Raw genomic sequence first — 23,278 nt, 5'->3', positions numbered from 1 at the left:
CACCGCGCGGTCAGCCGGCGCATCGCGATTCCGTTCCAGCTCACCAACGCCGCCCGGTATCTTGTGACCCGTAACGCGGAGAGGACAACATGAACGACTTCCCGGTCCGGACGTTGCGCATCGGCACCCGTTCCTCACCCATGGCGCTCGCCCAGGTGGACCAGGTTTCGGCCCTGCTGCGCAAGCACGAACCCGAACTCGGCATCGAGGTGGTGCCGGTCACCACCGAGGCCGACAAGTGGCACGGAAGTCTCGCCGAGTTGGGCGGCAAGGGCTCGTTCGTCAAGCAGATCGACCAGATGGTGCGGCACGGCGAAGTGGACATGGCCGTCCACTGCCTCAAGGACGTGCCGGGCGACGTGCCGATGCCGCAGGGCCTGGTCTTCGCGGCCCACCTGGAGCGCGACGACGCACGCGACGTACTGGTGTTCCCCGAGGGCAGCGACCACCGGACGCTCGACGACCTCCCGCCCGGCGCCCAGGTGGGCAGCTCGGCGGTCCGCCGGAAGGCGCAGATCAACCGGGTCCGGCCGGACCTGAACGTCGTACACCTGCGGGGCACGGTCGGTACCCGGCTGGAGAAGCTGGACGGCAGGCGGAAGACCGACACCCCGCTCGACGCGATGGTCGTCGCCGTGGCCGGCCTGCGGCGCATCGGCCTGAGCCACCGGGGTCGCCAGGTCTTCGAGGCGGACGCCATGCTGCCCGCCGTCGGGGCCGGCGTCCTCGGGCTGGAGTGCCGGCAGGACGACGAACCGGTCGCCCGCCTGGTGGGTCGGCTCAACCACGACAGGACCATGACCGAGGCCACCGCCGAGCGGGTCATGCTCCACGACCTGCGGGGACACTGCAACAGCCCGATCGCGGGCCACTGCGTCACCGACCCTGACGGGCAGCTCAGCCTGCGGGGGATGGTCTTCTCACCCGACGGCTCCCGGCTCGTGCACGCCCACGTCCGCGGCGGGCGCGACAACGACCCGGCGGCCATGGGCGCCCGCGCCGCGGCCGACCTGCTGCGCCAGGGAGCCCGCGACATCATCGAGGGCATCCCGCACTGATCGGACGGTAAGGCGTCCGGGGCGGGAGCGGGGCTGCTGCCGGGCCGGACGCGGTGGCGGGTGGTCAGGTCGGTATCGGGGTCAGAAGAACGTTCCGGCCAGGCCGCCGTCGACGTCGACCGTCACCCCGGTGAGGTGGGCGGCGCGTTCGGAAGCGCGGAACGCCGCCGTCGCGCCGACGTCGTCGGGGCTCCCGGTAGCGGTGCGGCGGGATCTCGTCGAGTCGGCCGGGCGGCGGTCCCTCGGGGTACATCTGGCGCGTCCGGTCGGTCGGTATGCGGCCGGGAGCGATGCAGTTCACCGTGATGGTGATGCCGGCCGGATCGCGTTGGGTGCCGCGATCCCCGGTACCGGCTCCTTCACCCCGCTCGCGGTGACCGCCGGTATCCGTCCCGCCGAGCTGGCACGAAGGCGCGGCAGCGCGGCCCGGACGAGGCGGACGGCGGGGAGGCGGAGCAGCTCCAGGGCGGCCGGGATGTCGGCGGGTTCGAGCGGCGAAGCGGCCCCGGACGCCGGGCCGCGGGCGTTCGGGGCGGGGGTTCACCTCGTGGGGGCACGGCGCTTACTCCCCTTCGAGCCTCCCTCGTCCCCTCCGGCGTCAGGCCGGCCCGGGGGATCTCCACCGCGTCGTTGGGCATCTTCAGGAGTCGGCGAGCGTTCTCCTCCGGGCTGCGGCCGACGGCGCGCGTCGGACACCGCTCGCGGTCCATGTCGCCGAGGTCGACGTACGCCGTCGCCGCGCTCAGGAAGACGCCGCACGAGGGCTGAGACGGGCCGCACACCACCGCGGTACGGGCCGGACCACGCCGAACGGGCGTGGCCGCCGTGTTCGGATCGCGGAGGGAAGCACACAGCTGACTGCGCCGGCCTCGTCCGCGACCGCCTCGACGCCGGACCGGGGTCATCCGGCTCATCCCCGAGATGTCCGGAATCAGCCGGGATCGGGTGGTGCCCGCCGTACACTCGCGGCAGGGGGTGGTCGACTGTGGCGGCAGTGGTGGCGGTTCACGGCGTCGGCAAGCAGACCCTGGGCGAGGACAGCCTGCTGAAGGACTGGTACCCGGCACTGTGTGACGGGATACGCCGCGCGGGTGGAGCGCCGCCGGCCCGGCAAGCCGTGGCGATGGGCTTCTACGGGGACCTGTTCCGGCCCCCGGGGAGCACGCTCGCCGTCGGCGATCCGCGGTACACGGCCGAGGACGTGGAGGAGGGCTTCGAGAAAGACCTCCTGCTGGCGTGGTGGCGGGCGGCCGCCGCGGTGGACGAGCGCGTTGTGGCGCCCGGGGCGGACACCCTCGCGCGAACGCCCCGGTCCGTGCAGGCCGCGCTGCGCGCCCTGGGGAACTGCGGCTTCTTCGCCGACCTCGCCCTGCGCGCGCTGGTGTTCGACCTCAAGCAGGTCAGCCGTTACCTGACGGACGACGCGCTGCGGCAGGCGGCGATCGACCGGGTCACGGCACGGATCGGACCGGACACCCGGGTCGTGGTCGGTCATTCGCTGGGTTCCGTCGTCGCCTACCAGGCCCTGTGCGCGCTGCCGGGCCACCGGGTGCGCGCCCTGGTGACCCTCGGGTCGCCGCTGGGCGTGTCGATGGTCTGCCGGCGCATGCGCCCCGAGCCCGGCGACTGGCCCGGGGGCGGGGCGCTGGTGTGGACGAACGTGGTGGACCACGGGGACGTGGTGGCGCTGGAGAAGGACCTGCGCCCCCGGTACGGGCCGCGGGTGCGCCCCGTGGTGGTGGCCAACGGCTCCCACGCGCACGACGCCTGCCCGTACCTGACCGCCGAGCCGACCGGGGCGGCTGTCGCGGAAGGTCTGGATGCCGGGGGTTGAGCGGGCGCCGCGGCGGTTCCTCATCGCCACCGCCGTCGCCCACTACCGCAGCGCACCGGCCTGGGACCGCCCCGGCCTGATCGAGGCTCGCCGGGAGATCATCGATCTGTTCACCGGGGTCTTCGGCTACCGGCACGTCGACGACCCCGGGCTGGACCCGACGCAGCACCATCTCACCGGGCGGTTGCGAGCGTTCTGCACCTCTCCGGAACGCCGGGACGACGACCTGGTCGCCGTGTACGTCGCCGGGCACGGCGAGGTCCTGGACGAGGACCAGGGGGGCGGCCACGTGCTGCTGACGCACGACACCGACCCCGGGGACCTCGCCGACGCCCTGCCCACCGAGACGCTGGCCCGCAAGATCCTCTCGGGCACGCGGGTGCGCCGCCTGCTGCTGATGCTCGACACCTGCTACTCGGGCCAGGGCGGCAACGAGCTGACCGCGGCCGCGTTGGAGCGCATGAGCCGCCGCTGGGGGGCGGCCCCCGGTGCCGGGCTGGTCGTCCTGTCCTCCGCCCAGGCCCTCGAACAGGCCGTGACCGGCGCCTTCCCCGCGCTGTTGCGCCGCGCGGTCGACGACGAGGCGCTCGCCGGCCGGCACCCGGTCGCCCTCGCCCTCGACTCCGTGGTCCGGCGGATGAACGAGACCGCCGGACCGCAGCGCGTCGGCCTGACCCAGGCAGGGCTCACCGGTGAGGTGCCGGCCTTCCTGCCCAATCCGCGCCACGACCCGCGGGCGACCGGCGTCCGCCTGGGCCTGCCGCAGGACCGGGCCCGGCAGGCTCAGGCCGACCGGCGCGCCGTCGAGTTCGGCACCCGTCTGCTGGTCGGCGCGCAGGGCTCGCACGGTACAGCCGAGGAGTCGGGCTGGTGGTTCGCGGGCCGCCGCACCGCGCTGACCGACGTCACCCGCTGGCTCGCGGAGGACGGTGGCCCGCCGTCGATACCCGTGCTGGCAGTCACCGCCGGTCCCGGCTCGGGCAAGACCGCGGTCCTGGGCATCGTCGCCGCCCTCGCCCACCCACAGCTCGGCAGCTCCGTGCCCGGGCCCTCTCTCCATCTGCCGGACGGGCTGCGCGAGGCGGCGCGGCGGGTGGACGTCGCAGTCCACGCACAGAACCTGACCGACCACCAGGTGTTGGAGGCGCTGGCGGCCGCCGCCCGGGTGGAGGCCGCCACCACCGCCGACCTGCTGGCGGCGGTCCGGTCCCGCCCTCATCCGGTCACGGTCCTGGTCGACGGCGTCGACGAGGCCGCCACCCCCGAGACCCTGTGCGACGACGTCCTGCGACCGGTCGCCGAGCACGGCGAGGGGCGCATCAGGCTGCTGCTGGGCACCCGCCCGCACCTCCTACGGCGCCTCGGCCTCGCACGCGAGCGACAGGTGGACCTCGACGCCGACCGCTACACGGACCCCGCGGCGGTCCTGGCCTACACCCTGCACAACCTACTGTCCGCCCACCCCGGTTCGCCCTACCGCTCCTGCCCCGAGCACGTCGTGCAGGCGGTGGCCGGGGCGGTCGCCGACGCGGCCGGGCGGTCCTTCCTGATCGCCCGCCTCGTGGCCGGCACCCTCGCCGCCCGTCCCAGCGTCCCGGACCCGGCGGACCCCGCCTGGCGCGCGGGCTTGCCCCGGCACGCCGAGCACGCCATGGCCGACGACCTGGCGCTGCGGCTGGGCGCCGAGGTCGGTCGTGCGACGGACCTGCTGCGCCCGCTGGCCTACGCGCAGGGACAGGGCCTGCCCTGGGAGGACCTGTGGACGGCGGTGGCGAGCGGGATCAGCGGCCAGCAGTACACGGACGCCGACATCGCCCGGCTGCGGGAGCGGGCCGGTTCGTACGTCGTGGAGTCGGTCGAGGACGACCGCTCGACGTACCGCCTCTTCCACCGGGCGCTGGCCGAACTCCTGACCCGGGACTGCGACGACACCGCCGCGCACGCCGCGTTCGCGCGGGCCCTGGCCGGCCGGGTGCCGGCCGCGGCCGGCGGTGGGCGGGACTGGCTGCGTGCCCACCCCTACACGCTGCGCCATCTGGCGGCGCACGCCGCCGCGGGCGGGGTCCTCGACGACGTCCTGGCCGACCCCGAGTACCTGGTGCACGCCGACCCCGACAGCCTCACACCGCACCTGCACACCGCACGCGTGCAGACCTCGCGGCTGTGCACCGCGGTCTACCGCTGCTCCATCGGCACGCACCGCACGGCGACCGCGGCGGACCGGCGGGGCATCCTCGCCCTGGACGCGGCCCGTTACAACGGCGATGCCCTGCGGGACGCGCTCACCGGCCGTTCCCCCGCGGGGTGTTGGATCCCGCTGCGCGCCACGGGTTCGACCGTCTCCCCCGCCGCACTCGACACCCTCGCAGGGCACGCCGACGCGATCACGGCGGTGGCCTGTTCCACCGTCGAGGGATGCACGGTGGCGGTCACGGCCTCCCCCGACCGCACGGCACGGGTGTGGGACCTCAGGAGCGGGCGGCCCCGCGGCCGGCCGCTCGCCGGTCACGACGGCGCGGTGCGGGCGGTGGCGTGCACCGAGCTGGACGGGCGCCCGGTGGCCGTCACCGGCTCCGCCGACGGCACCGTCCGGCTGTGGGACCTCACCACCGGCCAGCCGTACGGGCAGCCCCTCACCGGCCACACCGACACCGTGTGCGCGGCAGCCTGCACCACCGTGCGCGACCGGCCGGTCGCCGTCACCGGCTCCGCCGATCACACCGTGCGGATGTGGGACCTGACCGGCGGGCGGCCCCACGGGCAGCCGTTCACCGGTCACGACGGCCCGGTGTGGGCGGTGGCGTGCACCGAGCTGGACGGACGGCAGATGGCCGTCACCGGCTCCGCCGACGGCACCGTCAGGCTGTGGGACCTCACCACCGGTCAACTCTGCGGACGGCCCCTCACCGGCCACACCCGCGCCGTCTACGCCGTCGCCTGCACCGTGCTGAACGGACGCCCCGTGGCGGTCTCCGGCTCCGCCGACCACACCGTCCGGCTGTGGGACCTCACCACCGGCCAGCCGTACGGGCAGCCCCTCACCGGCCACACCCACGCGGTCCACGCCGTCGCCTGCACGGTGCTGGAGGGGCGCCCCGTGGCCGTCACCGGCCCGGAGGACGGGACCGCGCGGGTGTGGGACCTGGCGACCGGCCGACCGCACGGCCGCCCGCTGGCCGGTCATACCGCCACGGTTCGGGCGGTGGCCTGCACCACGGTGCGCGGCCGGCCGGTCGCCGTCACCGGCTCCGCGGACCGCACCCTCCGGACCTGGGACCTCGCGGCCGCCCAGCCGCCGGGCCACCCCCTGACCGGCCACACGGACACCGTGTGCGCGGTGGCCTGCACCACCGTGCACGGGCGGCCGGTCGCCGTCACCGCGTCCGCCGACCGCAGCGTCCGGGTGTGGGACCTGGACAGGGGGCGGCCCCACGACCGCCCGCTGACCGGACACGAGGAGCCGGTGCACGCGGTGGCCTGCGGGCTGCTGGACGGGCGCCCGGTGGCCGTCACCGGTTCCGCCGACCACACCGTGCGCCTGTGGGACCTGGCCGGTGGACTGGCCCTGGGCCGGCCCATGACCGGCCACCGCGGTCCGGTGTGGGCGGTGGCGTGCACCGTGCTGTACGGGCGCCCCGTGGCGGTCACGGGTTCGGCGGACCACACCGTCCGTATGTGGGACTTGGCCACCGGGCAGCCGCACGGCCGGCCGCTGACCGGCCATACCCAGTGGGTCCGGGCCGTGGCCTGCACCACGCTCGACGGACGCCCCGTCGCCGTCACCGGCTCCGCCGACCGCACCGTCCGGCTGTGGGACCTCACCACCGGCCAGCCGCACGGTCAGCCGCTGACCGGCCACACCCGCGCCGTAGACGCCGTCGCCTGCACCGTGCTGAACGGACGCCCCGTCGCCGTCACCGGCTCCGCCGACCGCACCGTCCGGCTGTGGGACCTCACCACCGGCCAGCCGCACGGTCGGCCGCTGACCGGCCACACCGACACCGTGTCCGCGGTGGCCTGCGCGACCGCGGGCACCCGGCCCCTCGTCGTCACCGGGTCCGCCGACCACACCGTGCGCGTGTGGGACCCCGCGGCGCCGGCAGACGCGGCCGTGGTGCGACTGCCCGCACCGTGCGGAGCGGTGGCGGTTCCCGGACCCGATCGGATCATCTGTTCATTCAGCGACGATATCGCCCTTTTTGGCCAGCGAACCGGATCTTGAGACGGCCCGACCGCGCCCCCCGCGCTCACCGGAGAGCCCGGCGAGCGGGACAGTACGAGCCGGGAACGGGCGTGGACGACTGTCCGAAAATATCTGATGACGCCTCAGATATCTGACACGATGGGATTTCGGGTGCGGACGAATCTCCGTGGAGGGAAGCGAGGCCCTGATGCTGCCGCTCGTTGAGGGCGATCCCCGGCAGGTGGGTCCCTACCGCCTGCACAGCCGGCTCGGCAGCGGAGGGATGGGCCAGGTGTTCCTGGGCCACTCCCCGGGCGGCCGACCCGTCGCGGTGAAACTGGTGCGCCCGGAGCTGGCCGACGACGCCGACTTCCGCCGCCGCTTCGCCCGCGAGGTGGTCACCGCGCGCAAGGTCGGCGGCTTCTACACCGCGCAGGTCGTCGACGCCGACCCGGACGCGGCCCAGCCGTGGCTGGTCACCGCCTACGTCCCGGGGCCCTCGCTCGAACAGGCGGTCCAGCGGTGCGGGTACCTCCCCGAGCAGACCGTCAGAGTGCTGGGCGCCGGCCTCGCGGAGGGACTCGCCGCGATCCACCGGTGCGGCATCGTCCACCGCGACCTCAAGCCGAGCAACGTGCTGCTCGCCACCGACGGTCCCCGCGTCATCGACTTCGGCATCGCCTACGCGCTGGAGACCAGCACGCCGGTCACCCGGGGAATCGGCACCCCCGCCTTCATGTCGCCGGAGCAGATCGAGGGCCGCACGATCAGCCCCGCCAGCGACATCTTCTCCCTGGGCACGGTGCTGGCCTACGCCGCCACGGGCACCGGACCGTTCGGCTCCGGACCGCACCAGGGCATCACCTACCGGATCATGTCCCGGGAACCCGACCTCGGCCATCTGCCGCCGGCACTCGTCCCGCTGGTCGCGGCCTGCCTGACCAAGGACCCGTCCTACCGGCCCAGCCTGAATTCGGTGCTGCACCAACTCGCCGTCCCCGCCACCGGCGGGCACGACGGGTGGCTGCCACCCAACATCGCCGACATGATCGGCGAACGGCTCCAGCCCCCGCCGCAGCGGTCCGACCCGCCCGCCCCCTGGAGCGGCCACAGTGTCCCCGGCCTCCAGCAGCACCCGTCCTGGCCGGCCGCACCCCGCGTCCCGTCGGACGGGTACGCGGCCCCGTCCCCACCCGGCGGCTACGCGGCCCCGTCCCCACCCGGCGGCTACGCGGTCCCGGCCCCGGCCGGCGGCTACGCGACCCCGCCCCCATCGGGCGGGTACGCGGCGGCGTCGCCGCAGGGCGGGAACCCGGCCCCCTCACCGCAGGGCGGGTACTCGCCGTTCCCGCACGGCGGGTACGCCACGCCCCCGCCGTCCGGCGGCTACGGCTCCTCCGGCGGCGGGAGCTTCGGAGCCCGGGCACCACGGCGGCGGCCCGGCCGGCGGCCGGTGCTGCTCTCCGCCGCGACGGCGCTGCTCCTGGTGGCGGGCGGGCTGGTGTACGCGTTCACCCGGCCCGGTGGCGGCGCGCCGCCCGTGCGGGCGAGCGGCCCGGTGACGGTCACGGGCCACCTGGTCTGCCAGTCGGGGCAGGGGGTGTCGGGCGCGTGGGTGGCCACCGAGTCCAAGTGGACCTCCTTCGCCTCCGTCCGCCTGGACAAGCAGCGCGGGTCGGGTTCGTCGTCCTACCGCCTCGTCCTGCCGACGGCGGACAAGTACCGGGTCAAGGTCGGCTGCGGCATCAGCGCGGGCGGGGGATGGGGATGGGGGGCCAGCATCGCCGATACCCGCTTGATGTCCGGCACCGACAACTCCCTCCGGTGCGACGACGTGCCGGACACGCCGGGGTACGGCTCCTGCACACCGTGGGTGGGCGCCACGCCCGCGCCCACCCGGCCCACCGGCGCCGTGGACATCGCCGGCGAGGTCGCCTGTCGACCGAAGGAGCCGGTGACGGGTGTGTACGTGTTCGTCGGGGACGGCAGCAGTCCGGACAGCGACTTCGCCTACATCCGCCCGACCGGCGACGCCGCCGGATCCTCGTCCTACTCCTACACTCTCCCCTCGGACGAGAACTACACCGTGCACGTCGGCTGTGGCGGAAATGTCGACACGTGGGGCACACCCATCGACAACTCGCCCACCGTGCACGGGACCGGGCATTCGTTCATGTGCTCCACGACGCAACACAAGTGCAGCTCGTGGAACCCGTCGAGCCAGTGACCACCTCCAGCCGCAGCAGGCCACCGCGGGGCCGCCCGAGCCACGTGGTCCCGGGCAGTGGGGCGGCAGGATTACTGCTTGCGCGATCGCACCGCGCGGCGTCTCCCGTCGCATGCGCACCGCTTCCGCCCAGGTGTGGCGGGCTGCGGACCTCCCCGTGCGGCGCCCACTTTTTTTCCCTTGTCTGAACCCAGGCGTGGAGCGGCTCACGATCGGGGCGATGTCGTGGGTACCGAGGGCCGACGCCGTCCTTCAGCGCGGGCCTGCCCACGGCCGACGGCCGTTCCTCCCGTTTCCGGACCGCCGGAAACCGTACACCGCCGCGGTGACCCCGCACGTTTCCTGATCCTGCGCCGCGGGGCGCCCAGGAGGGCAGTGCGGTCTGCGGCCCGGGTGAACTCGGTGCGTCACCCCGCCGCGGGGGAAGGCTTCCGGAATGCTCCACGCCGTCGTACACGCACTGACCATCGCCGGTTCCATGGCCTGGGAGATCACCTGGGCCCTGATCCTCGGCTTCGCCCTGTCCGCCGTGATCCAAGCCGTGGTGCGCAGGTCCACGGTGGTTTCACTGCTCGGGGACGACCGTCCCCGCACCCTCGCTCTGGCCGCCGGCCTCGGTGCGGCCTCGTCGTCGTGCTCCTACGCCGCGGTGGCCCTGGCGCGCTCCCTGTTCGTCAAGGGCGCGGACTTCACCGCCGCGATGGCCTTCGAGATCGCCTCGACCAACCTGGTGGTCGAACTCGGCGTCATCATGGCGTTGCTGATGGGCTGGCAGTTCACCGCAGCGGAGTTCGTCGGCGGACCGCTGATGATCCTGGTCCTGGCGTTCCTCTTCCGGCTTCTGCTCCGCGAACCGCTACGGCGTCGGGCGCACGCCCAGGCCGAACGGGGACTGGCCGGGGCGATGGAGGGCCACGCCGCGATGGACATGTCCGTCCGGCGTGCGGGCACCTTCGCCCGCAGACTGCTGTCGCCGGAGGGCTACACCTCCACCGCGCACGTGTTCGTCATGGAATGGGCCGCGATCCTGCGCGATCTGGTGATCGGCCTGCTGATCGCGGGTGCGGTCGCGGCCTGGGTGCCGGATTCCTTCTGGCAGGCCTTCTTCTTCACCGGCCACCCGCTGGCGGCCGAACTGTGGGGCCCCGTCATCGGCCCCTTCGTGGCGATCGTCTCGTTCGTCTGTTCCATCGGCAACGTCCCGCTCGCCGTGGTGCTGTGGAAGGGCGGCATCAGTTTCGGCGGAGTAGTGGCCTTCATCTTCGCCGACCTGCTGATCCTGCCCATCCTGAACATCTACCGGAAGTACTACGGCGCCAGGATGGCCTTCTTCCTGCTGGGCACGTTCTACCTGGCCGCGGTCGCCGCCGGGTACGCGGTGGAGTTCTCCTTCGGCGCGGCCGGACTCGTCCCCGACAAGGCCACCGCCCGCCTGCCGCAAGAAGGCGTGACCTGGAACTACACCACCTGGCTCAACATCGCCTTCCTCCTGCTGGCCGTCGCCCTCACCGCCCGCTTCCGGCGCACCGGCGGAGCCGCCATGCTCCGCATGATGGGCGGCCCGCCCCCGAACAGCGAAGACCACCCCCGACAGCACCACAGCTGAGCATCCCGCGACGGCGTCCGGTCAACGTGACGAACACCGGACAGCGTCCTTATGGGTCATAGCCATCCCGCTGTCCAAACTGGCCGCCGCCTGGCGCATCCTGCACACCGCCGAGCGACAACTCATTCATCTCCAGCCACCTGCCGAGAACGCCGCACAACTGCGGTCGCTGCGGATACGGCTCACCACCTCCGGGCTGCCCGGCGACGCGGAACTCGCCGCCGAACTGGCCGCACATCCCGGCACCGGGCCCGAGACAGCCACGCTCGTGGCGGCCGCCACCGAGTACCTGCACGACCGGGAGGACACCGAGGCCGAACGTGAATACGAGCAGCAGCGCACAGCTCTGTGGCTGGCGACGACCGGCCTCGGCGCCATCCTGCTGACCGGCATCGTGCTCGACCACCGGCTGACGATGATGCTCGGCGCTCTGGGGGGATTCCTGTCACCGGTGATCGGAGTGCTGCGCTCCCAGCGCCCCACCTCCTGGGGCGTTCTGGTCCTCGCCCCGGTCGGCGGAGCACTCGCCGCCGTCGGCGGCCTGCTCCTGGTCCGCATGCTCGCCGACCCCGAGCTCAACCTCCTCGGGCACGTCTTCCTCGACAACTCCTGGAACGCCCCCGCCCAGCCCATCGCTCTCGCCATCGCCCTGCTCTTCGGATTCTCCGGCACGCTCTTCTCGCGCCTCGCCCTGACCGCGACAGGACAACTCGTCTCCACCACCACGGGAAACGGACGACAGTCCTAGAGATCCTCTTCAAAGCCGATCGTGTGATGCGGGATCAGCTTGAAGGCGATTCCGTCCACGAGCTCGGCACCGGCCAGCAGTGAGCAGACGCCGACCGTAGGTCGAGAACGGTCATCGCTCAATGACGCGTGTTCACACGATTCACGCCGATCCAATCCGCTGACCTGCGGAAATACCGACGCCTGCGGATGCCTCTCACAGGCTCTCACGTTGGAAACGGACAATACGCATGCCGAAAGCCCGCCCCCACGAGATGGAGACGGGCCTGACCCGCGAAAACACCGTCGGGACGACAGGATTTGAACCTGCGACCCCTTAACCCCCAGCGTTCGGGGAGAGGTTACTGGCGGCGCTGTTCGGTCCAGAGTTACCAGGTCAGGGCCTGGTTCATCCGAGCGTTGTGCTGCCGCATGTGGTCTTGCGACTCGTAGTCCGTGAGAGGCGTGTGCGAGGCGGCGACACAGGTAGTGAGTGCGTTGGCCGTGGCCGCTGACACCATGGAAACGGGGCCTGAATAGATAGACGAGCTGGGCAACCAGGTCGATCGGGCAAGCTCGCCATTTGATGGGCGACCCGTCGGCGAGGAACAGCACACCACCTGGTGCCTGATAGCCGCTGGCGTGACAGGCGACGTACGGCTACCCGAAAGGGAAGGCGTTACGACAGGGCTTTCGTAGCATCGGTCACTTAGCCTCCCTCCTGCCCCTCGGTGCGGAGAGAGACAAGCTGTTGATGTACTTCGCGCAGACGGATGGTGTGGGCCTCGATCTGCCGGATGACGTCCTCGAACTCGTTGGGGTTGAGCGGTGGCAGAAACTCGTCCTGGAACGGCTCGAACTGGATGTGCGGCACCCGCTGGGCCGAGTCCTCGCTATACGGGCTGACGAAGATGTCGGCCCTGAGCACGTAGGTCGAGACGTGGACCGGCCGGCCGTCTTCGTAGCGGTCGAAGCACGGCAGCTCAATGCGGGGCCCATCTGCGCAGTGACTCAAATCGTCGAGCCCGACACTGTTGTCGTCGTTCAAGTGCTTTGCAGTGCACCAGTCGGGGCAGGTCTCCGTGATCTGGCCACCCTTGAGAATGCGCCGCACCCAGGTACGGGAGACTTCGGGCGACGGGTTCGCCGGGGGCACCAGTAGTGGGCTGATGGTCATGAGCGCTCCGATCTGCTGCTACGTGGACTTCTGAATCAACTCGGCAGACGGAGTGAAGGTCACGCCTCGGCTCTCTCTGCCGCTTCGGAAACCAACTTGAGCGACCGAAGGGGGGTCGGCGGCGACGCGGCACGCCTCGCCAGCGCACGCACGAGCCAGGAAGGGGTGGCGCCGGTTCAAGCAAGGCTGCCGAGCAGAACCAACTGCACGCGGACTTCGCAGACCCGGGCACGACGGACAACGCCCCTGAGCGGCGATGTCAGCACCATGAGCAGAGCGTGCAACTGGACGGGGACCGCGCTGTCCTCACGTGGCCCCTGCGCGCGCGGGGGTAGCCCCATGCCCACCCGGCAGGCCCCCGCCCCGGTTGGTGGTCCCCGCACCCGCAGGGGTGGCCCCCACCGGCCGTATGCTCATGCCATACAAACGCCCGGACCATCCCTGCCTTGCGCCATTCACACCCTGTCCGACGAGCCACTCGAACGGCCGACCTGAAACGGATACTGCGCCGGCGCGGCGGGCTGCTGTACCGATCGGGGCTGGCATTCCGGTCGGTGCGGTTTTGCTGGGCGCCGCTGGGACCGCCTACGTCGAAGGCCCCCTATCACCTGCCCGTGAGCGAGTGGCAACGGCCACGGTCTCAATGGGGTCGGTGCGCACTTCTCGCAGGATGCGCGCGTGCGGGCCGGGCCTTTCCGGGAGAGACTTTCGGTGAAGACGCCCCACGTCAGGAGCCCGCATGGAGATCGGCCTTCCCGGATCGAAACCCGGCGAGCCCGCGGTGGGGCGGCGCGGCTTCGTGTGTCGGCATGACCTCGACAGCGCGGAACGCCAGGAGGCTGTCCAGCAGGTGTCGGCGCAGATCACAGAGCTCGGGCTGCGCACTGTCCGCGCCGTCGTGGTCGACCAGCACGGGGTCTCCCGCACCAAGTTCCTGTCCGCCGAAGCAGCGATCAGCGCGTTCTCCCACGGCGTGAACTTCTCCAGCGCCATATACCAGATGGATACCGGGAACAACGTGTTCACCGCCGGTTTCGAGGAGGACAGCGGGATCGATCTGCCGGAACTGACCGGGTTCCCCGACGTGATGGCTGTCCCCGATCCGGAGACGTTCCGGGTCCTCCCCTGGACGGATCGATCCGGGTGGATGCTGTGCGACACCTATCTCGGGTCCGGCCGGCGGAACCCCCTGTGCGGGCGCGGTCTGCTCCGCCAGCAGTTGGCGCAGCTCGCCCAGGACGGCATGCGCTATGTCGCCGGGCTGGAGGTGGAGTTCCTGGTCGTCCGCCGTGCCTCTTCGCAGCTCGCCTTCGCAGAGCTCGGGCATCCGCCCCCCGTGCCCGGGGCGTCGGCGGTGGAGTGCGGTTACCAGTTCCTCTCCGAGAACCGTCTCGACGGCGCTCATGAGGTGGTGGAGCCGTTGCGGGACGCGCTGTGGGAGGTGGGGCTCCGTCCCCGCACGATGGAGAACGAGTGGGGACCTGGCCAGTTCGAGTTCACCTTCGCCCCCATGGAAGGTCTCGACGCGGCCGACGCCATGATCCTGTTCCGTTCGACCGTCAAGCAGGTGTGTGCGCGCAGGGGAATGATCGCCTCGTTCATGAGTGTGCCGACCCTGCCGCACGCTTTCCCCTCCGGCTGGCACCTGCACTCCTCACTCGTCGACGGCCGAGGACGCAACCTGTTCGCGGACGAGACCCGCATTCCGTCCGGGACCGCGCTGCACTACCTGGCCGGGCAACTGGAACACGCCGGGGCCATGGCGGCCTTCGCCACGCCGACACTGAACGGTTACCGCCGCTACCGCCCCTACTCGTTCGCGCCGGCGCGAACCGGCTGGTCCGTGGACAACCGCGGGGCCCTGATCCGGGTGGTGGGCGGGGCCGGTGATCCGGGATCCCACCTGGAGAACCGTCTGGGCGAGCCCTGCGCGAACCCCTACCTCTACATGGCGGCCGACATCGCGGCGGGCCGGGACGGCATGACCAGGCAGCTGCGGCCGCCACCGCCGGCGGTCACGGACCCGTACGGGGCCGACGGACTCCCGCTGCCTGCCGATCTGTCCGAGGCCGTGGCGCGGTTGGAGCGGTCCGCCCTGTACAGGGCCGAGTTCGGGGACGTCTTCACCGACTACTTCGTCAAGTTGAAGCGCGCGGAGATCACCCGCCGGGCGGAAGCCGTGCAGGAGTCCCCGGGAGACGTGGAGAAGGCGACGGCGGACTGGGAGATGCGCGAGTACTTCGAGTTCTTCTGAGGACGCGAGCCGCTGTCCTGCGCTCCTGCGCCCGGATGCCCCGGCCTACCTTCTGGAGGTCCCTGTCTGCCCGCGGTCGAGGAACGTGCGGAAACGACGACCGCAGTCCCCTCCTTCGGCCCCGACTGCGCCGGGGCGCGTGGCTGCGACCATCCCGCCGGGTGTGAGCCCGTGTGAGACGGCGTCGTCCAGCAAGGAGTCGGTGTGATCGCGGATCTCGCCCCCGACGAAGGTGTACAGCTGGTCGGGCGCGGCTGCGTCGAAGACCTTCGGAGCGTAGTGCTCGACGGAGCTGCAGATCACCGCCCCGCCGGCACTGACCGCGGCGGGGACGTACACGATGCCGTGGTCGTGCAGTGCGGCGAGGGTGCCCCGCTGGTCCTCGGCGAACAGGCTGGCCGCGGAGCCCACGATGGCACGGCAGCGCAGCTGACTCACGTCCCCCAGTTCGATGACGTCGCCGACGGAGCAGGGGATGAGGACATCCACCTCCTCACGCATCCACATGGTGACCGCGACACATCCTGGCAGTTCGGCGGCGTGCGGGCGCAGATCATGCGTGAACACCGTCGCGCCGGCCGCGGACAGGGCCCGCGCGACCGGCCGGCCCACCTTGCCGACCCCGTGCACCAGGACCCTCAGACTGCTCGTGGTCCTGCCGAGCCGCCGTGCGACGCTGTCCACCGCGCCCAGCACGCCCGCCGCAGTCGCAGCCGACGCGTTGACGCCCGAGTGGGACAGGGCGCTGAGCAGGTACGGAGTGAGCCCGTGCAGGTACTGCATGTCGCGCTCACCGACGCGCAGGTCCGCCGCGACGAGAAGATCACCGGTCTGCCGGTTGAGTTCGGCGGCCACCGCTGTCCACAGAGGCTCGCGGGGCGGGTCGCCGAGCACGACGAGTGCTGCTCCCCGGAAGCCGGTGCGGTGGACTGCGTGTTTGGCGGCAGCCTGCATGGCCAGCCGCAGGGAGGTTTCCCGCGCCCTGACGACGTCGAGCGCCGGCTCCACCCGTACCCCGCCGTGGGCGGGGCCGGCCCAACCGTGGGAATTGTCGACCGCCAGGACGAAGGCCCCGCCCGTGGTCTCGTAGGTCTGCACACGTACGTCGCCGACGTCGGTGGTGGGGAGAGGGGTGTGTGGAGGTATCGGCACAGGCATGCCAGGACTCCAGATTGGATTTGCCTTATCAACCTGCGGCTTCGAGTGGAACACGACCGCCAGGAATGCGCAAACATCCAATTCTACGATCCAGGCCGTACGAGTTGCCGGAGAGGCCGAACAGGGTGATGCTTGCGGGGAAGGCGTGATGCGGTCTATGCCCCACGCCGACTGGAGCAGAAGGATGATGAATAGAGCCATGTGCTTCGAGGGCGCGGCAGTACTGGACTCCGGCGCCCTTTACAGTGTCGCCAATTCCCATACGCCTGAGGGTGCGCGACTGAATGACACGTCGCTTTCCGGAGCACTCCGGCTCATCACGCCCATGGTGGCGTTCTCGAACTGCTGCGGCATGCGGATGTGCTGGGAAGCCGATTGCTCGAGGGAGCACGTCGCGGACCCGCAACTGGGCCTGCACGCCTTCCACGACCGCCACGGGTTCGAGATAGTGCAGCCGTCGATCGGGTTCGCGCTCCAGGCGGGCACGCTGTACGGACGGTGCGCGGAGCAGCATGTCGTGGGTTCCGAGGTGCTGAGTTCCTGTCACGCTGCGCTGCTGGCCAAACGTGAGAACCTTCCTCTCGTCTCCGTCGAGGATGCGCGATACTGCTACGTCCCTATTCCCGGACTCGAATCGATTCCGGTGGACTTCGTCTAGCGCCCAGCCGTCGCGGAAGGCAGGGAAGCGCATGGATACCCGTACCTACGACGTCGCGTACGTGACCTACGAGGGGAAGGACGGCGACCGGCCGGCCGTCATGGCGGCCCTCGGCCGTCAGGGTCTGACGGCGAGTACTGTTCGCTGGTCGGACGACGGAACGGACTGGGCGGGTTTCCGCGTCGTACTCGTGCGCAGCGCGTGGGACTATCCGGCTTTCCGGGAGGATTTCCTGGAGCGTATGCGCAAGGCCGACCAGCAGTCACTCCTTCTTAATCCGCTTTCCGTTCTGGAATGGAATACCGACAAACGTTATCTGCGCGTCCTCGGGAGCCGGGGGGTGCCCGTGGTGCCGACCGGATGGCTGGCCGCCGGTCCGGACGTGACCGCCGCCGATGCCGCCGCCGCCGTCCCGCACGGCTGGCAGGACCTCGTGGTGAAGCCGTCGGTCGGCGCGGGCGGCAGGCACTGTCTGCTCACCGGCGACCGCGAGCGCGCCTGGACGTACGCGGCCCAGCTGGCACGCCGGGGGGCTCACGTCCTCATCCAGCCGTACCTGGCGGCCGTGGACGGCGAGGGGGAGACCTCCCTCGTCTACATCGGCGGTGCCTACAGCCATGCCGTGCGGCGCAGCCATTCCTACCTCGCTCCCGGTGTCCCGGTGCCTGGCCTGCTCGTCCCCGGTGAGGCTGAGGCCGGGCGGGTCGACACCCACGAACCGTCGGAGGGCCAGCGCGAAGTGGCCGAAGCCGCACTGGCCGCGATCCGGGGTGCCGCCGACCTCACCTATGCACGGATCGACCTGATACCCGACGCCGCTGGAAGACCGCTGCTGGCCGAGGTCGAGCTGACCGAGCCCTTCCTCTTCCTCAACTTCTCGCCCACCGCTGCGGACCTGCTCGCTCGGACGGTGGCCCGGACGGTCGCAGCGAGCAGGTGAGCCGAGCGGGCGACGCTGTCAGACGCGGTCCCCGCCATGCTCCCCGTCGACTGCGACGGGGAGCATGGCGGGGAAGTGGGCTCCAACGATGGGCGTGTTCCGCGCCCGGCAGCGCGCCGTCCAGGCCCGCCGCTCCGCAATGGCCAGACCGGCGTCCCAGTCGGAGGCTCCGGCCCAGCCGGGGTGACGGATCAGGGCCGGATCGTGCATGAGGTCCCCGACCAGCGCCAGCCGGTCGGTGCCCGACTCCAGTTCCGCCACCGCAGACCCGGGGGTGTGCCCGGGAGCCACGGTCACGGTGAGCCAGGGGAAGAGCTCCACGCTCGGAGCCGACCACAGGTGCACACGGGGGAGCAGCGGGGCGAGACGCGCACGGATGTGCGGTGAGGCGTCGCTCTCCGCGAAGTGCTGCCAATCGGCGGCGTGCACGTGGTGACGGGCGGAGGTGAACCGGACCTGCCCGTCCACCGTGGCCCAGCCCATGTGGTCGGCGTGCAGGTGGCTCAGCACCACGTCCGTCACGTCGGCCTCCCCGACGCCGTGCGAGGCGAGTGCGGAGGGCAGCAGGCCGTGGCGGGGGGCGGCGAAGGGAAAGAAGCCGGGGTCCGGTCCGGCGCCGAGGTCGAACAGGACGACTTCCCCGGCCGGTCCCCGCACGAGGAAACTGCCGTAGGGGAACTCCAGCAGGCCGCCCGAGCCCAGAAGTCCCTCCTGGCGCAGCCCGTCCGCCGGCGCGTCGAGGAAGATCCCCTCCGGTTCCATGACCGCGTGCCCGTCGACGAGGGGGGCCACCAGCAGTTCTCCCAGACGCATGAAACCACCTTCCGGGGCGGCGGACGGTCAGTCCGCCTGAGCGATCTGCGACCAGAAGCCTGTGAACAGGGCGCGGGTGAGACGGCGTGACTCGTCGGCCTGCCGATGCGCCTGTGTCAGGAGCTTCGTGGTGTCGGCGCCGGCCTCCTCCAGGGTGCCGCGGTAGGCGTCCACTCGCCGGGCCAGCTCCTGCGGCGTCATCTCGGGATGGAACTGCACCGCCAGGCAGCGGTCGTACACGTATGCCTGTGGAGCGGTATCCGTCCTCGCCAGGACAGTGGCTCCCGCCGGTACGGTCAGCAGGTCCATGTGCCAGTCCAGCCACGGGCCGGCCGGGACGACGTCCGGGCGGGTACTGTCCACCTCGAGCCAGACGATCTCGGGCTTCGGCGACCGCCGCGCCGGCGCTCCGAGCGCCAGACCGAGCACTTGGGCGCCGTAGCAGATGCCCAGCACGGGCACCCGGTTCTCCACCGCGCGCCGGTAGACGTCCTGCTCCCTGTTCCGCGCCGCCTCGGTCTCGCTGTCCAGCACGGAGGATACGGACCCGAGCGACACGACCAGGTCGTAGTTCTGCGCCTCGGGCCATGTGTCGGTCCGCTCGCGATGCCACACATCCGTCTCGCCGAGACCGTGCGTCTCGAAGCACTCGGCAAGAAGGCCGAGGTCGTCCATTTCACGGTCCGCTATGGCCAGAACAGTCACCAGTGCACCTCCTGCCTCGCACACGCCACGGGCGGTGGGCTTCCGAGGGAGGCGGCTGCCCCTTCCGACGGTAGCCGTGTCGGGCGGCTACGGCACGGTGGGAGCCGGGGCGTGCCGGGCGGTCCGCAGTACGTGCACGACCCCGGAACGCTGTCGAGGCTCCTCCCGGGGCTCGACAAAGTCGAGGACAAGACCGGCAACTCCCCCGTACCGGCGCACGTGATGTGCTCCGTCGCGCCCTGACCGGCGCCCGCAGCGAAGGGCAGGCACCGCATGGCCGACCTCCTGGAGTTCCTCCTCGCGGACGGCACGGCGGTCGCCGTGAGCGCGGGACCGCGCACCGGCACCGGTCACGTGGGGCCGGACGGGCGCCTGCACACCACCGGCCGGCCCCGCACGACACGTCGGCTGCCGGGCCAATCCGCGCAACAGCGTCGGCGAGGTAATGCCGAGCGCCGCCACCGTGAGGACGACAGCGGTCCCGGTGCGGGTCACCCCGACCCCTGGCCGCCAGGGCCCCAGGGGATCTCAGCCCGAGGGGAAACGGACTCAGGTGTCACGGACCACCTCCTCGCGTCGGTTGACGCCTGCTTTCCTCGACGCCACTGCTGCCAAGAAAAGCACCAGCCGCCGACAGCCGAGCGCGAGCCGCCCGGCAACAGCCTTGAGTGTCCGTCGCGGAGCAACTCCGCGGGGCATGCCGTTGTCCACCTGGAGCCCGAACGGTCGGATTGCACGGTACGGGAACGCTGTTGGCAGTTCGATCTCGCGGTTCCCTTTTGGCGGGCGGGCCTACGTCCGGACCACCGCGGGGAGTATCCGTGGAGCCTTGTCGGTGAGCGGGCGTCGGGCTCAGAACCAGGACGGGCCGGCGTTGGCGTAGGACGCTTCCAGCGTGGCGGCTTCCTCGTCTGTCAGACGGAAACGACGGGCTTCGGCGGCCTGTTGGAGGTGGTGGGCTTGGTTGCGCCGACGATGGGGGGCGGAGACGAGCGGGTCGCGCAGGACCCATGCGACGGCGACTTGGGCCATGGTCATGTCGCGGATTTCGGCGAGTTGCCGGACGGCGTTGATGACGGGCTCGTCGTGCGGCTCTGTCCCGGAGGAGGACGGGTTTGAGGTGGCCGTGGAACAGGAGAGTCAAACCCTGGCTGCGGCGGCTTCGGCTGAACCGGAGCGCGCTCTTCCCGTGTCGGGCGAGCCGGTTCGCGGCGATGCCGGGAAGGGTGCGGCGGACCAGGCCGGGTGGGTAGGTGGTCAGGGGCTGGCCGGGTGGGCGCCGGGCGTCGGCGAGGGCCCGCATGAGGGCGGTCAGTACCGCGTCGTAGGTGGCCGCCCAACCGTAGCGGCGCGGGACGAGGAGACGTCGGCGCTGGGCGTCGATGGCGTCCGGGAACCTGGTGAGGTCGGCGGCTGGGTGGTCGACGTCTGGCGGGCCGATCCAGGTGCCATGCCGAAGGCAGACACAGGTGTGGTGGGGCAGGAGCCGGACCACCCGGCCGCCGGTGTGGCGGCCCATCGGGACGGCGGTACCCCTGGCAGCGGTGAAACGGGGGACGAGCCGCCCCGCCTGTCCCGGTTCCGTCCGGTCAGTGTTCGGCGCGGCCGGGCAGGAGGGGACCGACGCCGCCGCCGGTTCCCCACTTGGCGGTGAACGTCCCGCCGCCGGTGATGGGCGTGACGGTCGAGTCGTCGGTGGTGATCGGTACGGGATCGGCGGCGGCCAGCGTGCCGCCGTTGACCGTGGAGCCGGTGAAGGTGACCGAGCCGCCTCCGGTCGCGCCGATGCTGCCGCTGGCGTCGGTGCTTTCGGTGATGACCTCGGCGGAGGTGTTCTGGAAGCCGGAGGAGCCCTTGTGGGTGGTGGTCTTGGTCCAGTCCTGGGTGGAGTCGAACAACGTCATCGTGAAATTGCTGCTGCCGATGTAGGTCACCGTCGCGGTCAGGTGGTCGCCGCCCTTGACCGTGACGCTGGAGTACGCGCTCTGCGAGGCGGGCAGCACCTCCCACCAGGCGCCGTAGACGGCCCGGCCGCTGATGCAGTCGGCCTCCGTGCCGGTCTGCTCCATCGCGGAGTCGTTGTAGCCGTCGAGGCCGACCCAGTACGTGGTGTAGGAGGTCTGACTCCCGCACGTGACGGTCGGCTGGGTCCAGGAGGAGGAGACGGAGGTGTAGGTGCCGGTGACGGCGGCGTACCCGGTGGAGGTGGAGTTCGACTGGACCGCGGCGGACGCGGGCGTCGCGGCGCCGGCGACCGCGAGCAGCGCCGCGGCCCCCGCGGCGGCGGCCAGATGACGCGTTCTGACGGGCATGCGTTTCCTCGATTCCGGGACAGGGACGGGCCCGGGCGGCCGGACTGCCCCCCGTGCCGCGAGAGTACGAGCCGCCCCGGCAACCGGACAGGCGCATCCCGGCCACGTTGCGCGGTCCGCACGGACGCCACCGGGCCCACCTCGGCCCGCCCCGACCCCGGGTACCGGTCAGCAGGAGGTTGACGCCGAAGGGGTCGCGGCAACGCCTTTGGTGGAGAAGGCTCTGGTGTGGAAGGCCGGCTCTGGAGGGGAGACGCCGCGTCGAATGACGCCATCGATCGTGCGGAGTGCTGCCGTGAGTTGGTCGTCCAGTCCAGTCGGTAGCGCTCCAGCTCCGAGTGAACAGGCGTGAACGAGGGTGCGGTGGTCCTGTACCTCCCGGCCAGGAGACCGCTGGCTTCGAGGTGCTTTCCGCTCGCGAGGGCTGCGAGACGGCGACTTGGCGGCCGTCGAGCATCCGTTGGCCGACGCCGCGGTGCGTCTCGGCGTGGACGAGTGCTTCGGCCCAGCGGCCGGCCGTGGTCGGGGCGCGTGTGCCGTCGGCGAGGAGGACGCCCCACAGCCAGGTACGGACCACCTGGCGGTCGGCGCGGCGTTCACCACGAGGTCCGCGGGCACAGAGATGTCCTCGACCTGGATGGGGGTGCCGGCGGTGACGGCGTTGGACAGCGTCAAGAGGTGCTGGTACCCGTCGTCGGCCTTCCCGGCGCGAATTCGCAGGCGGGTGAGGTTGACGACGGGTTCGAGGGCGCGGATCGCAGCCCGGGAGTTCAAGGGGGCGGCGTGCAGGCAGGCGGCGGCGAGTTGGTGGCACATCGCGAGGGCGGTGGCCGGGACGCCGACGTCGGAGGCGATCAGGGCGGCCTGGTAGCAGAGCGTGCAGGCCGTGCTCGGGTCGTTCCGCTCTGCCGCGGTGCCGGCGAGTTCGGTCAGGGCCTGTACGCGCTGGGGCAGCGGGAGGCAGTCGGGGCGGGGGCGGGCGACGAGCGGGAGGTTGCGGGCGATGGAGTCAGGGAGTCTCCACACGGTCTGCGGTACTCCTCTTGGTGGTGGGGTCCGGGCCGAGGCCAGCAGGTCACGTGACTCGCGTCCACCCGATGCGCTGACCTGCGGATATAACGACCCCCTCAGGTGCCTCTCACAACTTCTCACATCCGAAACGGACAATACGCACGCCAAAAGCCCGCCCCCACATCGTGGAGACAGGCTCTGACCTGCGAAAACACCGTCGGGACGACAGGATTTGAACCTGCGACCCCTTGACCCCCAGTTCGGAAGGGGGTGACGGGTGGTGCTGTTCTATCCAATGTGCCCAGGTCAGGGCCTGCTTCGTCCTGGCGATGTGCTGCCGCGTGTGGTCTCGTGACCCCAGTCCGTGAGAAGCGTGTGAGAGGCGGAAGTCCCTCGGCGCACCCTGCCCGTTGGGACGTCGTCCCCACGGGCGGCCTGCTGAACGTGAAAGCCCTGCCGTGCCGCCGGGCGCGGGGCCCTCAGAGTACTGTCACCACCCGGAGGCCCGCACCCACCCGCTCCGGGCACGTCCTTTGCACTCGCCGCCCCCGCGGCTCGACCATGCGGCCCAGCCAGCCCGAGTGGCCGCCTGCGTCGAGCGAGATCCCGAGGGGCA

At 71.6% G+C, this 23,278-nt stretch carries 15 protein-coding genes; 9 read left to right on the top strand and 6 right to left on the bottom strand.

The features are described 5' to 3' along the window. Positions 1-89: 89 nt before the first annotated feature. The 6 genes from hemC to POF43_RS11135 all read left to right on the top strand — a co-directional run bounded on the left by hemC (position 90) and on the right by POF43_RS11135 (position 11,656). Positions 90-1,058, top strand: a complete 969-nt coding sequence (hemC, locus tag POF43_RS11160) for a hydroxymethylbilane synthase (protein ID WP_271312344.1) — start codon at positions 90-92, stop codon at positions 1,056-1,058. A gap of 994 nt (positions 1,059-2,052) precedes the next feature. Beyond that, positions 2,053-2,892 (top strand): lipase family protein, encoded by an 840-nt coding sequence (locus tag POF43_RS11155; protein ID WP_308217733.1) that lies wholly within the window; start codon positions 2,053-2,055, stop codon positions 2,890-2,892. Continuing rightward, a complete protein-coding gene (locus POF43_RS11150; protein ID WP_271322539.1) occupies positions 2,879-7,114 on the top strand; it encodes a WD40 repeat domain-containing protein in 4,236 nt (1,411 codons plus the stop codon). Before POF43_RS11155 ends, POF43_RS11150 begins: the two co-directional genes overlap by 14 nt. Positions 7,115-7,283: 169 nt before the next feature. Further along, on the top strand, positions 7,284-9,302 hold the full coding sequence (locus POF43_RS11145) for a serine/threonine-protein kinase (RefSeq protein WP_282704531.1): 2,019 nt from the start codon (positions 7,284-7,286) through the stop codon (positions 9,300-9,302). 436 nt (positions 9,303-9,738) lie between these two features. Beyond that, positions 9,739-10,908 carry a permease gene (locus tag POF43_RS11140; protein ID WP_271325233.1) on the top strand — a complete coding sequence of 390 codons (1,170 nt, stop codon included), beginning with the start codon at positions 9,739-9,741 and terminating at the stop codon, positions 10,906-10,908. 268 nt (positions 10,909-11,176) lie between these two features. Beyond that, complete coding sequence (locus tag POF43_RS11135) at positions 11,177-11,656, top strand: hypothetical protein (RefSeq protein WP_271325234.1); 480 nt, start codon at positions 11,177-11,179, stop codon at positions 11,654-11,656. A 687-nt stretch (positions 11,657-12,343) separates the two neighbouring features. Here POF43_RS11135 and POF43_RS11130 read toward each other — a convergent pair. Next, complete coding sequence (locus POF43_RS11130; protein ID WP_271325235.1) at positions 12,344-12,811, bottom strand: DUF6907 domain-containing protein; 468 nt, start codon at positions 12,809-12,811, stop codon at positions 12,344-12,346. A gap of 739 nt (positions 12,812-13,550) precedes the next feature. Between POF43_RS11130 and POF43_RS11125 the strand changes: the two genes are divergently transcribed. Beyond that, positions 13,551-15,065, top strand: a complete 1,515-nt coding sequence (locus tag POF43_RS11125) for a glutamine synthetase family protein (protein WP_271324072.1) — start codon at positions 13,551-13,553, stop codon at positions 15,063-15,065. A 45-nt stretch (positions 15,066-15,110) separates the two neighbouring features. Here the strand turns inward: POF43_RS11125 and POF43_RS11120 are convergent, their stop codons facing one another. Then, positions 15,111-16,223, bottom strand: coding sequence for a Rossmann-fold NAD(P)-binding domain-containing protein (locus POF43_RS11120; protein ID WP_271324073.1), 1,113 nt, complete (start codon positions 16,221-16,223; stop codon positions 15,111-15,113). Positions 16,224-16,422: 199 nt separating this feature from the next. Between POF43_RS11120 and POF43_RS11115 the strand changes: the two genes are divergently transcribed. Further along, positions 16,423-16,881, top strand: a complete 459-nt coding sequence (locus POF43_RS11115; RefSeq protein WP_271324074.1) for a hypothetical protein — start codon at positions 16,423-16,425, stop codon at positions 16,879-16,881. Positions 16,882-16,912: 31 nt separating this feature from the next. Then, complete coding sequence (locus POF43_RS11110) at positions 16,913-17,821, top strand: ATP-grasp domain-containing protein (protein WP_271324075.1); 909 nt, start codon at positions 16,913-16,915, stop codon at positions 17,819-17,821. 18 nt (positions 17,822-17,839) lie between these two features. Here POF43_RS11110 and POF43_RS11105 read toward each other — a convergent pair whose 3' ends face one another. From POF43_RS11105 to POF43_RS11090, 4 genes are all read right to left on the bottom strand, one after another. Beyond that, entirely contained in the window at positions 17,840-18,634 is a 795-nt protein-coding gene (locus tag POF43_RS11105) for an MBL fold metallo-hydrolase (protein WP_271324076.1), read from the bottom strand. A gap of 27 nt (positions 18,635-18,661) precedes the next feature. Next, positions 18,662-19,339 (bottom strand): type 1 glutamine amidotransferase, encoded by a 678-nt coding sequence (locus POF43_RS11100; protein ID WP_271314387.1) that lies wholly within the window; start codon positions 19,337-19,339, stop codon positions 18,662-18,664. A gap of 852 nt (positions 19,340-20,191) precedes the next feature. Further along, a complete protein-coding gene (locus POF43_RS11095) occupies positions 20,192-20,413 on the bottom strand; it encodes an aldo/keto reductase (RefSeq protein ID WP_271324078.1) in 222 nt (73 codons plus the stop codon). 515 nt (positions 20,414-20,928) lie between these two features. Further along, positions 20,929-21,651 (bottom strand): G1 family glutamic endopeptidase, encoded by a 723-nt coding sequence (locus tag POF43_RS11090; protein WP_271324077.1) that lies wholly within the window; start codon positions 21,649-21,651, stop codon positions 20,929-20,931. Positions 21,652-23,278: the final 1,627 nt, after the last annotated feature.

It is taken from the genome of Streptantibioticus silvisoli (assembly GCF_027947535.2).
GTDB classification, from domain to species: Bacteria; Actinomycetota; Actinomycetes; order Streptomycetales; family Streptomycetaceae; genus Streptantibioticus_C; species Streptantibioticus_C silvisoli.
This window is presented reverse-complemented; position numbering and strand designations above follow the sequence as displayed.

Bases quoted from the DNA above. Each gene is read 5' to 3' on its own strand.
- POF43_RS11110 (WP_271324075.1), top strand. From the start codon at position 16,913: ATGGATACCCGTACCTACGACGTCGCGTACGTGACCTACGAGGGGAAG.
- POF43_RS11130 (WP_271325235.1), bottom strand. From the start codon at position 12,811: ATGACCATCAGCCCACTACTGGTGCCCCCGGCGAACCCGTCGCCCGAA.
- hemC (WP_271312344.1), top strand. From the start codon at position 90: ATGAACGACTTCCCGGTCCGGACGTTGCGCATCGGCACCCGTTCCTCA.
- POF43_RS11105 (WP_271324076.1), bottom strand. From the start codon at position 18,634: ATGCGTCTGGGAGAACTGCTGGTGGCCCCCCTCGTCGACGGGCACGCG.
- POF43_RS11125 (WP_271324072.1), top strand. From the start codon at position 13,551: ATGGAGATCGGCCTTCCCGGATCGAAACCCGGCGAGCCCGCGGTGGGG.
- POF43_RS11115 (WP_271324074.1), top strand. From the start codon at position 16,423: ATGTGCTTCGAGGGCGCGGCAGTACTGGACTCCGGCGCCCTTTACAGT.
- POF43_RS11140 (WP_271325233.1), top strand. From the start codon at position 9,739: ATGCTCCACGCCGTCGTACACGCACTGACCATCGCCGGTTCCATGGCC.
- POF43_RS11145 (WP_282704531.1), top strand. From the start codon at position 7,284: ATGCTGCCGCTCGTTGAGGGCGATCCCCGGCAGGTGGGTCCCTACCGC.
- POF43_RS11090 (WP_271324077.1), bottom strand. From the start codon at position 21,651: ATGCCCGTCAGAACGCGTCATCTGGCCGCCGCCGCGGGGGCCGCGGCG.
- POF43_RS11150 (WP_271322539.1), top strand. From the start codon at position 2,879: ATGCCGGGGGTTGAGCGGGCGCCGCGGCGGTTCCTCATCGCCACCGCC.
- POF43_RS11120 (WP_271324073.1), bottom strand. From the start codon at position 16,223: ATGCCTGTGCCGATACCTCCACACACCCCTCTCCCCACCACCGACGTC.